Here is a 14,158-nt window from a genome sequence, read left to right as displayed (position 1 = left end):
ATATACATATTTTACAGTTTAAGTATAAAATATTATATTATTCTAATAGATTAGTTTAATGTATTTTATTTATAGTTATAGTATAATATGTATATTAGAGTGGGTAGAAGAAAAAATATAAGAATAAAAGAAATATTAGTTTTCTGTAATGATAGGAATGATAATAGGTTCTCTTCCAATAACATTTCGGAAGAAACTATGTAGTGAAGTACAAATTTTTTTTTCTAGTTTTTGAGTCGTTAGAGTTAAATCTGATTGTAATATTTCAATAACAACTTGTTTTGCTTCTTCTATAAGACAATTTAGTTTTTTTTCAAAGATAAGGCCTCGAGAAAGAATAGAAGGCCCCTGCATAACAGATCCAGTTCCCTTATCTCTAGTAAGAGACACAACAACTACACCATCACCTCCAAGAAGTTGTCGGTCCCTAAGTACACTACTATCAACATCACCAATACCTTTTCCGTCAATCAAAATAGATTTTAAGGGTATTTTTTTTTCTTTACGGACCTTGGTTGGGAGAAGTGTAAGGGGCTCTCCATCATCAAGGATAAAAATGTTTTCAGAAGGAATTCCATGTTGCATTGCAAGTTCTTTGTGTCGAAATAGTTGTCTATATTCTCCGTGGATAGGAACAAAATATTGAGGATTAACTACTGTGAGCAAAATTTTTAATTCATCCTGACGTGCATGTCCTGAAACATGAATTGCTTTTTGTCCATTAAGACAAACAGTTGCTCCTAATCGGTATATTCTATTTATAAGGCGATTTACTGCTAAAGTACTATTAGGTAGAACTCTTGAAGACATAATAACAGTATCACCTTCATGGATAGAGAGATAGCGATGTTCCCCTGAAATAATTCTCACTAAGGCTGAAAGGGGTTCTCCTTGTGAACCAGTAGTGATAATAACTGTCTGTTCAGGAGACAGGTCTGGTACATTTTGATCAGTAAAAAATTTATAGGGGATATTGAGAAAACCTAGCTCTTTAGCTTTTTCTATATTATTAATAAGGCTTCTTCCTGTTACCACTAATTTTTTATTAAAAACTTTGACTAAATCACAGACGGTTTGAATTCGTTCTATATTACTTGCAAAAAGGGTAACAATAATTCTTCCTTTTGCCTCACTAAAAATTTCATAAAAATTTTTTTTTATATATTGTTCAGAGAGGTTATGTCCTTGCTCATCTGCGTTTGTTGAGTCTGAAAGGAAAAGTCGTATACCATCATTACCAGCAAATTCTTTAATAGATTGCAAATCTGTGCCAATACCATCTGATGGTGTTGGATCTATCTTAAAATCCCCAGAATGAATAATTTTACCAACAGGTGTTGTCACTGCAAGCGCATAGCTTTGAGGAATAGAATGACTTACTGAAATAAATTGGAAGTAAAGGTTACCAAGATTGAGTTTAGTTTTTGGAGTAACGGCAATAAGTTGGGCTGAGCTGAGGAGGTTACGTTCTTTGAGTTTGTGCTCAACTAGCGCAAGAGTAAAGGGAGAACCATAGATTTTTAGACCAGGAATAAAACATACAAGCCATGGGATAGCACCTATATGATCTTCATGTCCATGGGTAAGAACAACTCCTAGTAATCGATTTTTTACATGTAAAATAGGATCAATAGGTGGAATAATAACATCAATCCCAAGATGTTGTTCATTTGGAAACATGATGCCACAGTCAATAAGAACAACTCCTTTGGATGTTTCCCATAGTTGGCAGTTAAGCCCAATTTCCTCTAATCCTCCTAGTGGTGTTATAGTTAAAAATTCATCTTTCATTCAGTATCTCATAATTATAAGAGTTATTAGTTAATATATATATATATTATCTGCTCATTATGGCAGAGATTTTTTATATAACTCTTAAGTAAGTTAGTTAAAAAGCATCTGGCTCTTAGAAGAGTACAGATGCTTTTTAAAAAAAGTTGATAATATAGTAACAATACAATATAAAATTTTAACGCTTTGAATATTGATATTTTGCTCGAGCAGCACGTAACCCATATTTTTTTCTTTCTTTTTGTCGTGCATCACGTGTTAAAAAGCCTACAGGTTTTAAAAGGGAACGAAGTTCTGGATTAACTTCAAGAAGTGCACGAGAAATTCCATGACGTACAGCTTCAGCTTGACCAGATACTCCCCCACCACTTACATTAATTTTTATATCATATTTATCTAATAGTTTTGTATGGACTAGTGGTTGACGGATAATCATCTGTAATGATTTTCTAGGAAAATAATTTTCAAGAGGACGACCATTAATTTTAATAGTTCCATTTCCAGGGTAGAGTCTTGTACGTGCTACAGCTGTTTTACGACGACCTGTAGCATAATTAAATTCAGTTGACATAATAAACTCCTAATGTCATTAATAAGGAAGACTTAAAGGAATAGGCTGTTGAGCTATATGTTGATGCTCCGGTCCAGCATAGACTTTAAGTTTTTTTAACATAGCACGACCAAGACGATTTTTAGGAAGCATACCACGAACAGCATGTATAAGTACTTCTGCTGGTTTTTTTTCAAGAAGTGTTTTTAATGTTGTTTCTTTTAGTCCGCCTACATATCCAGAATGACGATAGTATTTTTTTTGTTCTTGCTTGTTACCAGTAACTTTAATCTGTTCACAATTGACTACAACAATATAGTCTCCGTTATCGATATGTGGAGCAAATTCAGGTTTATGCTTTCCACGAAGTCTATGGGCAATTTGAGCGGCAAGACGACCAAGAATTTTATTATGTGCATCAACTAGAAACCATTGGTGGCTAATATGTTCTGGCTTTGGGCTAAACGTCTTCATTTGCGAAGCGTCTCCTGTTTTTTATGAATAAAAATACTACATATTTCATAAATTACTAGATACTTCTTGTCAAGCAGGAAAAAAGATGATTTGTTAATTAGTTAAACCTTGTCAGGTATAGCTTCAAAGTTTACAATAAAAATAAGATAGTTATATGGAGAAGGTATGTCTTCTATTCGTAAGAGTCTGTTACAAATTATGTTTTTAGGTGCATCTATGCGTCGATGGAATGATAAGCTTCGTCCTATAGAACTTTATGAAGTAGATAAGCAAGGTCATAAAATGATTATTGCTTGGATGCTTACTTTATTAAATAGTCGTCATGCCTCTGAATCGGAAAAGATAGCATTACAACAAACTGTTATTGAGAGAGGATTATTTGATTATTTATTTGGTTTAATAGTAACAGATATTACACCACAAATTTTTCATAGAATTTGTGAACATCACATTCATAAAAGACAACTTACTGATTGGGTATTAAATAAATTAAAACCAATTGTAGAACCATTGAGTAGGGATTTTTGGGATCGTATGGTAAAATATCATTACCAAACAGATCGAACAGAACTTGCAGACAAAATTATTAAGGCAGCTAGGTTGTATGCATCAGGATGGGAATTTGCACTTATTCAACCTTTTAATACCTTTGATGAGGAGACAAAAAATATTTCCCATTTTTTTATCTCTGAACTTTTTGCCTTAAAAGAACTTACAGGGGTACAAGACTTAATCCAAGGAGAGGCTTTTTTTATAGAGAATCCTACAGCACTTGGACATTTTGCAAGGTTAAGCGGGCAATTACGTTTTCAAATTCGTTGGTCGGATACTCCTCGTGTTCCTGAAACATCAGTTTTAGGTCATATGTTTTTAGTAGCTGGATATGTATATTTTTGTAGTCTTGTTATAGGTTGTTGTCCAGCAAGATGTGTAAACAATTTTTTTGCTGGGTTATTTCATGATTTACCAGAGCTTTTGACTCGTGATATTATAACACCTGTAAAGCGTTCTGTGGATCAATTTTCAATATTGTTAAAAGAGTATGAATTACAAGAATTAGAGAGACGTATTTTTGTACCATTGCGGAAGTCAGGTTATATAGATCTTGTACATAGATTGCAATACTACTTAGGGCTACTTGGTGAAGATGTTACATCCGAATTTCAAGAAACAATACAAGATAGCTCAGGGGTAAAACGTATTAAGAACTTTGAAGAGCTTCAATTGTTTAACAATAAAGATGAATTTGATCCAAAAGACGGTCAACTATTAAAAGCATGTGATAGTCTTGCTGCTTTCTTAGAGGCACATACTTCAATATATAAAGGTATTTCATCTCCTGTATTGCATGCAGCAGTTGCTCGCATCCATGCAGATTTTCATAATTTAACTTTTGGTACACTTTCTTTTGGTACGTTATTAGCAGACTTTGATTAACATTTATATTATATAGTTTTCAATTGTTATGAATTAGATGTATGTATAGTCGACCTGGGTATATTATTTAATACATAAATATACAATAAATGCTAATAGAAGACGATAATAAGCAAATGGCCGCAATGAGATTTTACTTATAAGTAAGATAAAAACTTTAATTGTTATCCAAGCCGCTAAGAAGGCACATATCATTCCTGTAATAAAAAGAGGAAGATCATTGGCAGTAAAAAGATCCCAATTTTTAAGGAGATCATAGCCTGTAGCTGCAAACATAACAGGCACAGCAGCAATAAAAGAATATTCAGCAGCAAGATGACGCTTTGCCCCAAGAAGCATTCCTCCCATAATTGTTGCTGCAGAACGGGAAAATCCTGGCCAAAGAGCTAAACATTCAAAAAAGCCAATTCCAAGAGCAGTCTTAGGCGTTAATTCGTCAAGTGTAACTATACGTTGAGAAATATTTCTACATAACTGTTCGCTAATCAACATAAATATAGAGCCAGTTGTTAATGCAGCTATAACACTTGGTATGGTGAAAAGTGTTTTTATATAGCTATGAAATAAAAATCCTATGATTCCTGGCGGTAATGTTGTTAAAAATAAAAGCCAAATACCATATAGTCCTGTAAATTTTTTATTCTTTTCTGGCCTTATTAGTCCTATAAATCTATTCCAGTAAATGACAACTACAGCCATAATGGATCCAAGTTGTACAGCAACTTCGAACACACTTGCTTTAGAGCCTGTAAAGTGAAGAAACTTAGCTACAATAATCAAATGACCTGTTGAGGAAACAGGAAGAAATTCTGTGATCCCTTGCACTAATCCAAGGATAACACCTATTGTGAGCCATGACATCATTAATATATCCTCTTTAAATAGCATCAATTAATCAATTGGAAGTAATAGTTAGTAATTAGTTAATGTTATAGTAATTGTATATAATATATGTAATCTTAACTAACTAAGCTTTTTAATAATAAAATTTACTAGTTATCAAAAATAGGTGATATTGGGTTACATCTTGAAAATACTTTCATAATTAAGAGGGCTAATATAATAGAAGTAAAAAGACCAAATATAAAAGGACCAGGCCAACCAAAAAATGACCATCCAATACCAAAAACAATTGGCGAAATACTCTGACTTAACCTCATAAATGTACTGTTTATAGCCATAACAATAGCTCTGTTGGATGTTGGTGCAAGTGATGTAATGTGGCTGTTTACTAAAGGAAATGATATACCTTGTGCTATTCCTAAAACAAAAATAGGTAATGTAAGTAGCCAAATATTTTGGCTTTGTAATGGGAGAATAATAACAAGTCCTTGGGAAATAAAGTAACAACCAGCAGCTATAATAAGCAGTTTTTTGTGACTATATGTCCTACTAAGTTGTGCAAGATTAATAGCGATAATTGCAGTACCTAAGCAGGCAATACTAAAGGTTATACCTATCTGGATAGGTGAAGCTTGATAGAGTAAATTTGCAATTAAAGGGAAATAGGTAAGTATTGGGCCATACAGAATGCTAAAACAAAGAAAAGTAATACTTAAAAGGCCTACTGAATGTGAATGAAAAATAAGTTTTCCAGAAATTTTTGTGTAGTCTTTGATAGATGTTTTTGTTCCTTTATAAGGATAGGGATAAATAAGGGCTATGATTGCTACAGGGAGAGATAATAAGGAAAACCAGAATGGAAGAGTCCAGTGAATTTCTCCAACAAATCCACCTAGTGCCGGATATATTGCTGTTCCAATACTTATTGTCGCACCAGCTATGCCCATCATTTTAGGACGCTCTTCTTCATTATAAAGGTCTCCAATGATAGTACTGTAGAGTATTCCTAGAGGCGCTGCTCCAAGACCTTGGATAGCTCTACAAAAAAGAAGTCCTTTAAAGGAGGTAGAGAGTGCACATCCAACTCCTCCAAGTGCAAAAAGGGCCAGACCTAATAAAAGAATTTTTTTTCTTCCATAAAGATCAGCAATAATTCCGGCAACAGGAGTAAATAAAGCACTTGGCAATGAAAAACAGGTTATAATAAGTCCTACTTCAGTAGGAGTAAGTTCAAATATATGGGCAAGTAGAGGAAGGACTGGAAGAATAATGGATACGCCCATAACTCCCATTAAAGCTATAGACATAATAAGGATGATATTATGCAGTGGTTTCATTAAGATATCGTGACAGGAAAAGGCCTAACTGGCAATCAATTTTTCTATGCATTGCTTAGATTACTTGCTATGTACTTTATGTCGTTAGATAATTAACTTATTAGGGAATTATAATTTTAGTTCATGTATTTTATTATTAGTTAGAGTAACTATCTTATATTAATTATGTTTATTGTATAGGTTAGTCTTGTTCTAGCAAAGATAAATCCCATGTTGTATGGAGAAAGGAGGCTGGAGAAAGTGTTGGATGAATCCAATATGCTTCAAGTCCATTATGAAAAATTCTTGGGATTCTGTATGATGTATAGTTTTTACTGGATGAGCTAGCACAGTAAAGTGCATCTGGGATATCTTCAGAGTATGGTTCTGTTGCTATTTGTTCTATAATTGAATGAGGATGTGCCCATTGGAGGATTTCTGTATTAATGCCAGCATCTTTTTCTATAACAAGTCGATGAGAAGTATATTCTTTCCAGAAAGGTAGTACAGGTATAGTAGATATATGTAGTATGTCTTCTTCTTTTAAAAAATATAACAGGTTTCCAATACCTATTTTCATTAATTGATGAATAAGAAGTTCAGTTTCAGTGTGGGTAAGTGTTAGGGCTATGTTAACTCCTGAAAGTTCTAATGTTGTTAGTAAAGCAGGTGAGATTTTTTCAGCGGTCAGTCGGTTATTTTTACTGGTCCAAACAGCTATAATGTTTTTAACTCCAGCAAGCTGTGCAGGCATAATTGCTGCTGCAATTCTTGGCGAAGACATATAATGTTCATCTAAGAGTAAGATGGTCCAATGAAAAGGTTTAAAAGTTTTTTTTAGTTGAAAACCAATAGACAGATTTTCTTGAGTAGATATTGTTCTACCAGGGAATATATTATAAAATGCTCCTGTTAGAGCTAAAGTTGTTTTAATCCATACCCTGTGTTGAGGATCCATTGACTCATAGGATTCTTCAAAATATATATCATCTATTTGATGTTGTCTAAATTCTTCAGGAAGACATCCATCATTCATAATAACAACCCTACTTGCAAGACTAAAAGTATTATAAAAGGTATTAACTATAGTATGGTTACTTTTTTTAATGTTTTTATGAAAAGGTTTATTTACCTTTTTTATATTACAATAAGTTATTTTTTTGATGTGATAGTTGTCTTTCCTTCCATAGTTTGATTAATTTTTTGCTTCATATAACGTTTTAAAAGTTCAGCAACAGCATTTTCTTTTGTTAGTGTTGTAGGGTAGACGTCATTTTTTAGAATTTTTTGAAAATTATCTTTTGATAGAGTAGAATCTTTAAGACTTTTTGCTGCAAGTTTTGATGCAAATGGTTTGAGAGCAGATTGTAATTCATTAAGACTCATTGTGTTAAGCTCGCTATGTTTTTTAATAATTTCTTGTTCTGAGGGGAGATAAGGGGATTCCATAATTTGTTTCAAACCTGAAATAAAGCGAATAACCCCATTTCTAATGTGTTTATGTGTTACAACATTCATCCCTGACCAGCCAGCACTTGTCCATTTGAATATATAAATATCTGTAGTAGGACTATTAGGTTTTTGGGTGAAAATGTTAATAGTTGCTGAACCATAAAGATATGTTTTTGCCCATGTTAGCATAGGCAGGTTTGTGCCTATGTCTGGACCATAGACATAATCCCACTCAGTATCTTTACCAATAACACCGCCACGTAATCCAACAGATGATTCTTTTGGCATAAATGAAACAGTAATAAACGCTGTTTCACTCTTAAATTTATATAAAATAAATAGTCTTTTTAAAATATAGTTATAATAACATCCGCTAGATATATCAGGAGTTATTTCTTCATATTCTGTTCCTCGAGAGAAAATAGGTTTTTGGGGAGGAAGAGGTGCTGCTAAGAATATATTACTATTTTGGAGGATTTCACTTCCTTCTTGCCATACATTACGACGGATACTTGTAGGATAAAGTGCTTCTCCTGGAATTTCTGGGTTAAGAAAATATTTAATTAAGGTAGACAGTGGAATATTTATAGTAGTTTTATAAAAAATACCTTTACCATAATCACGTGTGGCTGGAAGGATTTTATGAGCCTGTTCATTAGTCGATGTTACAAATTGAAGGATTGTATCAAGCTGTGAAACAGAAGGGTATTGTTTTGTTGAAGAAGTTGCTTCAATAAGGTTAGTTAAGGTAGCTTCAATATGTTGTGGTAAATTCCCTTCAGCTTCTTCTCTTAGTGGCTGTGAAACAGACAAGGTTTGTGAGGTTAGTACCATTAAAAAGAGCAGGCAACATCTTAATACAAAAGAAAAAGAAGGCATAAGGTATGTCCTGATTTATAACATGTTAATGAAGTTGAATATTCATATCTTCAATTGTTTCACGCTTACGAATAAGCTTTGGTTCACCATTCTGTTGAATGAGAACTTCAGCTGGTCTTGGACGTTGATTATAGTTTGATGACATAACAAATCCATAAGCGCCTACATCTAAGATACCAATTATATCTCCTTCTTGAATGAGAGGTAGAGGACGCTTATTTGCTATAATGTCACCGCTTTCACAAATGTTTCCTACTACAGTCTGTGGAATAAGCTGTAAGTCTGGTGTACCATTTTTACGATAGACTTCAATCTCATGATAAGCATCATATAATACAGGTCTCATAAGGACATTGAATCCTACATCTGTTCCTATATAGCGTATAGGACCATTATATTTAACAACATGTACAGAACCAAGTAATATCCCACTTTCTGCAATGATATAACGGCCAGGCTCAATATAGAAACGTCCTTTATAACCAGTTGATGCTACCCAGTCCATAATTTTTGTATTGAACTGTTCTGACATTTTTTTGAGATCAAGTCGTGGTTGTTCTTCATATTTTTTGTAAGGAATACCAAAACCACCACCAAAATCTATAATTTCTAGCTGTTCAAAAATCCAAGGGTTATTGTCTATAAATTGAAGAAGAAAAGCAATAGAGTCAAGATAATTTTGGGGATCTAAGAAAAGAGAACCTATATGTTGATTTATTCCAACTAGCATCAATTGATACGTATCTACTATTTTTTTTACATCACTAAACTGTTCTGTATTAATTCCAAATTTTGTTTCTTTTCCAGCAGTTATAACTTTTTTATGATGTCCTGTACCTATCCCAGGGTTAATACGGACCATTATTTTCCCCCCAGGATTAAGTTTCCCATAGGTTTCAAGTTGAGAAAGTGAGTCTATACTAAGAAGGATTTTGTTATCAATAGCATATTGAATTTCTTCTGCAGAAATGTTGTTACATACATAAAGTATTTCATCAGACTTAAATCCTACTTTTTTATGGAGATATACTTCTCCAGGAGACATAGCATCTACAAGACATCCTTCATCTTTAATAATAGAGAGTAATGTAGGATTTGTATTTGCTTTAGCAGAATAAGATACAAAAAAATTTGGATAGGAAGATAGACTTTTTATTTCTTTACATCGTTGTCGGATTATGGATTCATTATATACATATAAAGGTGAACCATAAATTTTTATTAGTTCTTCAGGTGATGTCTTACCAAAGAAATTAATAGAGTCAGTATAACTAGAGCGTATATTTTGCATATTAGACCTTTTATTATGTCATTCTGGGAAAGATTGTTGATAAGAGCAGCTCTTTTTATTTTGATAACGATGTATAACTCTAAGAAATACTATAAGGCAACTTATTGTACCTTATTTTTTTATATATTCTTTTTGAAGTTGGCAGGTGAATTTTTTGTTAGTTTATGGTGGAGTATGCCTAAAAGGTAACCTAAGTATTATTTTCGTTAAGTTAAATTTTTCATTTTTGTCTTTGAGAGTATTATGAATTAAACATATTAGTTTTTAACTTATATTAGATAAAAAATATATCAATAAAATTTGCTATGATTATAAGGGAGACATGAAAAGGTTAGTGTTAATATACTACCATCCTTTGAGACTATAATAAGTCTGTAGTATCCCCTTGGTTATGTTGTACTTCTGCTTTTATATCTTTAATAAGTTGTTCTATTATATCTTCTTTACTTGTTTGGATAGCGTCGAGTAAAGAGTAAGAAAGTGTTTTTAGATGTTTTAACTTTAGTTGTTCAGAGAGAGATAAAATGACCTGTGAAAAGGATACAAGATTTTCAGATTGTTTTGTTTGGATAGCTTGTTGTAATAATCCTAATGTAATATCTAATTCTTGGAAAAGTTCCTTAGAATGAGTTCCCAAGTCGTTTTCTTCGACAATGTTAAGTGTTGAGCTAAAAAGTTGCATCATACTTAGTTGTTCAGACTGCTCCTTTGGATAAGTAAAATCTTCTATGACTTCTGTTGGATGGTGAACACTAAATAAGTCTGGTATGTCTTTTTTTACTGATAATGTGTCTTTTTTGTATGTATCTACTGTTTCTGTTAATGTTATGATATGTTCTTCTGGTATCTCAGGGTGTCCAACCATAGATAAGTAGCTATCAGTATTAAGAGCTTTTTGTGTATGGTTTGTTTCTTGGTTCTCTTCTGTTGGTATTGTTATCATATCTAATAATGATAGTGATGATTTTTGATGTCGAGAGTTTTTTTGACGAGAATTATTATGCTTCTTTTGTCTAGTTGTAGTAGCTGTTAATAGGTTATCATGATGTTTATTATCTTTTTGATTGATAATAGCCGAGTCAGATGATGTTATGGGAACTTCTTGAATTGTATCTATTTCTTTTGATGAGTTATTAATGCATTGAGAGTTGTTATCAGGTTCACTTTGTGATGATAAAAAAGATTTTTCAGGGGAATTTTGAATGTGTAAACTTGGGGAATAAATTGATAAATCTTCAGGTATCTCTATAGAGTTTTGTAGTATAACTGATTTTTCATTAAAAGATGTACCATTCTCTAATAGGTTATTTTTATGTATATCATTTGTTGTTACTATAGGTTCAATGTGTTCTATCTTTTCTTTAGTAATAGTTGCAAGTTGCTCGTGTGGTTTAGGTTCTGCTGACAGTGTTTTTTCTATAGTTGTCGTATAGTTTTCCTCAACAATTTTTCTTTTTTCTGAGGATAGTTGTTCATCTTCTATTGTTAGATTAACTATAGGTTGTTGTTCAATTGTTAATGATTTTTGCTGTGCTATAGTAATAGGCATAGGTTCACCAACCCACTCTACAGTATTATGTAAAGGATCATTTTTAGGTGGGGTTATTGGTGGTTTTTTTCGTTTTATAATAGGAATAGGCTCACCAACCCATTCTGATGAATGTTGCGATAATCTAGCTGAAGTTTTATTAGTAGAAGTTTTTTGCTTAGTAATAGGAGTAGGTTCACCAACCCACTCTGATGAACTCATAAGAGGATATTGTTCTACTTTGTAGCTAACATTATTGGTTAGAGATGTATCATTCCTTTGTTGATGAGTCGAAGAAGAAATAGGTGTAGGTTCTCCTTTAATTATAGAAAGTTTTTTTGTTTTAATTTGATCTGGGGTTTTTAGGAGTGCTATCCCCTTTTTTTCATGAGTATACTCTGAAGTATTATCTTCAGAATAGAGAGAGGCATGAGGAGATATGGGTATATCCTGTATAGGCGTCTCCATGCATGGTATTTGTGAATCATTTACTGTGTCTATTAGTTTTGAGTTAACAGAACTAGTAGGTGCTGTCTGTTTGATTTTTTTAGATGTTGATTCCAAAAGAGGACTAGGTATAGCTTGGGTATGGCTAGAAATAGGCGATAACTGTAATATAGTTTGTCGAAAGGTCTTACGAGTTAATGGTTCGATAATTACATGGGTACAGCCTATTCTTAGGAGTCTTTCTTTTTGAGCTTCTGTTTTGCAAATAGCTAATATTGGTGCAGGAAGGAAGTTGTGTTCTCCCTCAAATACTCTAATAGCTCCTATTGTTTCAATAGCAATAGTTTCAGACAGTTCTGGTCCAAAAATGATAACTGCTCCTGGAGATTGTTTATATAGATTATAGACAGTAGTAACATCTTGTGCTTCAAAGATATTATAGGGAAGTTCATCTAAGTAGTAAGTTAAAAGTTGTCTATTGCTAGGGACAATATCAACAATAATAATTTGTGATAATTGTGTTGTTGGCTGTTCAGTAGTAGTAATTGACTCATCATGTTGGTGGGATAAAGACGTAGTTGTTTGTTTAGCAGTGAGGGAGATACTAAATGAGATAGTTGTTCCTGTTGGCTCACTTTTCATTGTCACAGAGCCACCAGTGCTAGTTGCTAATTCCCAAGCATGAATAAGAGCAAGCGGGCTACGTGTAATTGGTGGTGATCCTTTCCCAGAGTCAGAAACTGTAATAAGTAGTTCTCCAGGGTTTATACTATTAGGTACCCGTTGAATACGTAGTTGTACAAGTCCTTTTTCTGTAGCTTGTATGGAGCTTTCAACAAGCATATAAAGGACTTGTGTTAGCTGCGTTGGGTTACCTTCATATTTTTGATAAAGATGCGGTGCTATAAACCAAGAAAAAGCAAGATTTTTACTTTCTGCATCGTTATTGACAGCATCATGGATACCCAGAACTATTTGGTTTAAGTCAAAAATTTCTTTGTCAGTATGAGTTTTGGAGATAAATAGTTCAGGTATATCATTAATAATATGAGAAAGACCTTCGGCTGTATTTTCAATAGATTCAATGTGCTGTTGTAAGGGTGTCGACTGTAGCGATGTATTAAGTATACTTAATTCTTTACGTATACGCTCTAAAGGTGCACGTAGCTGTTGTTCAAGACTTTCTATATTTAAATTTGTAGTTGTTGTTCTTTGTTCTTCTTCTTTCTTCATCTGTATCTTATTTTGTTTATTAGGTATAGATGGTATTTTTATGTTAGAAGAAGGGTGTTCCCGTCGTATAGCTCCAGAAGAAGGTTTTGGATTAGGTACAAGTGCAACAAGCATAGCACTTAGAGTAAGTGTTATTATAGGAAAGAGGTTAATTAGACCTATAGGAATATATTGAGGCATAGAGTTGATAGAAATAGCAAGAGGCAATATCCCAATAGATGGGAATGCACATATAGTAAAAAATGTTTTTGATTGTTTTAGATCACAAAATCTTGCATACAAACAAGTGGGTAAAAAGAGAATAGTTATAAGTGGCCAAACAGAAAGATATGGTAAAGTCCAAAGATATCCAGGAATAAGAGGAAGAATTGATAAAACTAATCCTGGAAGAGTAAGAAGTAAAAGTTGTATATCAATATGAGGTGATACTTGCCTTGTGTTCATCAGGCGTCTACCTATGTGTGGTAGAATAAATAGTGCTATTCCTGGAGCTAGTAAACCAGGTATATCCCAAATAGTAAGTATCCCCTTAGGGGTAGGAGGAAGTCCCCATAGTGTGCTTATTAGAATAGATCCTGAATAAAGTGCAGCCCAAATTCTCCATTCTTGTTTTTCTGTAAATGCTCGAATAAGACAGATAGCAATAGTAATTGCAAGCAAAAATAATATAGCAACATGCATAGAAGCATAAAAGGTCGAAAAGCTTTTTTTTGTCCAGAGAACAGGAGTAAAACCAACTCCTGGTGCACCAGGTAGCTTTATATATACTTCAAGGACTTCAGCTCCTGAGTATTTGATTGGATAACTATTATCTTTAATTGGATTAATTAGTGTTGCTTTCCCAGAGCCCATAGACACAACCCATACTTGTGTTGGTTCAGGGAACTGAGTAGGAGTACGTTTACTTAAATCAAGTA

At 33.2% G+C, this 14,158-nt stretch carries 10 protein-coding genes (1 of these 10 only partly in view); 1 reads left to right on the top strand and 9 read right to left on the bottom strand.

All coding sequences use genetic code 11. The features are described 5' to 3' along the window. Nucleotides 1–135: 135 nt before the first annotated feature. From LI_RS03085 to rplM, 3 genes are all read right to left on the bottom strand, one after another. Nucleotides 136–1,791 carry a ribonuclease J gene (locus LI_RS03085; protein WP_011526644.1) on the bottom strand — a complete coding sequence of 552 codons (1,656 nt, stop codon included), beginning with the start codon at nucleotides 1,789–1,791 and terminating at the stop codon, nucleotides 136–138. A 178-nt stretch (nucleotides 1,792–1,969) separates the two neighbouring features. Further along, nucleotides 1,970–2,362, bottom strand: coding sequence for a 30S ribosomal protein S9 (gene rpsI, locus LI_RS03080; RefSeq protein WP_011526643.1), 393 nt, complete (start codon nucleotides 2,360–2,362; stop codon nucleotides 1,970–1,972). A gap of 18 nt (nucleotides 2,363–2,380) precedes the next feature. Next, nucleotides 2,381–2,815, bottom strand: a complete 435-nt coding sequence (gene rplM, locus LI_RS03075; protein WP_011526642.1) for a 50S ribosomal protein L13 — start codon at nucleotides 2,813–2,815, stop codon at nucleotides 2,381–2,383. 165 nt (nucleotides 2,816–2,980) lie between these two features. On the opposite strand from rplM, the gene LI_RS03070 reads away from it, so the two are divergent. Then, on the top strand, nucleotides 2,981–4,252 hold the full coding sequence (locus LI_RS03070; protein WP_011526641.1) for an HD domain-containing protein: 1,272 nt from the start codon (nucleotides 2,981–2,983) through the stop codon (nucleotides 4,250–4,252). Between the two features lie 63 nt (nucleotides 4,253–4,315). Here the strand turns inward: LI_RS03070 and LI_RS03065 are convergent, their stop codons facing one another. The 6 genes from LI_RS03065 to LI_RS03040 form a co-directional block, all read right to left on the bottom strand. After that, entirely contained in the window at nucleotides 4,316–5,113 is a 798-nt protein-coding gene (locus LI_RS03065; protein WP_015353753.1) for an undecaprenyl-diphosphate phosphatase, read from the bottom strand. Nucleotides 5,114–5,244: 131 nt separating this feature from the next. Beyond that, nucleotides 5,245–6,432: an MFS transporter gene (locus LI_RS03060; protein ID WP_011526639.1), complete on the bottom strand. Its 1,188-nt coding sequence runs from the start codon at nucleotides 6,430–6,432 to the stop codon at nucleotides 5,245–5,247. Nucleotides 6,433–6,613: 181 nt separating this feature from the next. Further along, the gene (locus LI_RS03055) at nucleotides 6,614–7,447 is read right to left on the bottom strand and encodes a hypothetical protein (protein ID WP_015353752.1); all 834 of its coding nucleotides are present in this window, start codon (nucleotides 7,445–7,447) and stop codon (nucleotides 6,614–6,616) included. Between the two features lie 116 nt (nucleotides 7,448–7,563). After that, nucleotides 7,564–8,742, bottom strand: a complete 1,179-nt coding sequence (locus LI_RS03050) for a hypothetical protein (protein ID WP_011526637.1) — start codon at nucleotides 8,740–8,742, stop codon at nucleotides 7,564–7,566. A 25-nt stretch (nucleotides 8,743–8,767) separates the two neighbouring features. Further along, nucleotides 8,768–10,033 carry a diaminopimelate decarboxylase gene (gene lysA / locus LI_RS03045; protein WP_011526636.1) on the bottom strand — a complete coding sequence of 422 codons (1,266 nt, stop codon included), beginning with the start codon at nucleotides 10,031–10,033 and terminating at the stop codon, nucleotides 8,768–8,770. A 361-nt stretch (nucleotides 10,034–10,394) separates the two neighbouring features. Continuing rightward, nucleotides 10,395–14,158, bottom strand: partial view of a signal transduction histidine kinase gene (locus LI_RS03040; RefSeq protein ID WP_011526635.1) — the 3' portion only. It continues 385 nt past the right edge of the window; 3,764 of the gene's 4,149 nt are visible here — the last part of the coding sequence; the start codon falls outside the window, past its right edge; the stop codon is at nucleotides 10,395–10,397.

It is taken from the genome of Lawsonia intracellularis PHE/MN1-00 (assembly GCF_000055945.1).
In the GTDB taxonomy this organism is placed as follows: Bacteria; Desulfobacterota; Desulfovibrionia; order Desulfovibrionales; family Desulfovibrionaceae; genus Bilophila; species Bilophila intracellularis.
Note: the sequence above shows the minus strand (reverse complement) of the source record. Positions and strands in the feature narration are given on the sequence as shown.

Coding starts and splice junctions, on each gene's coding strand:
- LI_RS03085 (WP_011526644.1), bottom strand. CDS start 1,791: ATGAAAGATGAATTTTTAACTATAACACCACTAGGAGGATTAGAGGAA.
- rpsI (WP_011526643.1), bottom strand. CDS start 2,362: ATGTCAACTGAATTTAATTATGCTACAGGTCGTCGTAAAACAGCTGTA.
- rplM (WP_011526642.1), bottom strand. CDS start 2,815: ATGAAGACGTTTAGCCCAAAGCCAGAACATATTAGCCACCAATGGTTT.
- LI_RS03070 (WP_011526641.1), top strand. CDS start 2,981: ATGTCTTCTATTCGTAAGAGTCTGTTACAAATTATGTTTTTAGGTGCA.
- LI_RS03065 (WP_015353753.1), bottom strand. CDS start 5,113: ATGTCATGGCTCACAATAGGTGTTATCCTTGGATTAGTGCAAGGGATC.
- LI_RS03060 (WP_011526639.1), bottom strand. CDS start 6,432: ATGAAACCACTGCATAATATCATCCTTATTATGTCTATAGCTTTAATG.
- LI_RS03055 (WP_015353752.1), bottom strand. CDS start 7,447: ATGAATGATGGATGTCTTCCTGAAGAATTTAGACAACATCAAATAGAT.
- LI_RS03050 (WP_011526637.1), bottom strand. CDS start 8,742: ATGCCTTCTTTTTCTTTTGTATTAAGATGTTGCCTGCTCTTTTTAATG.
- lysA (WP_011526636.1), bottom strand. CDS start 10,033: ATGCAAAATATACGCTCTAGTTATACTGACTCTATTAATTTCTTTGGT.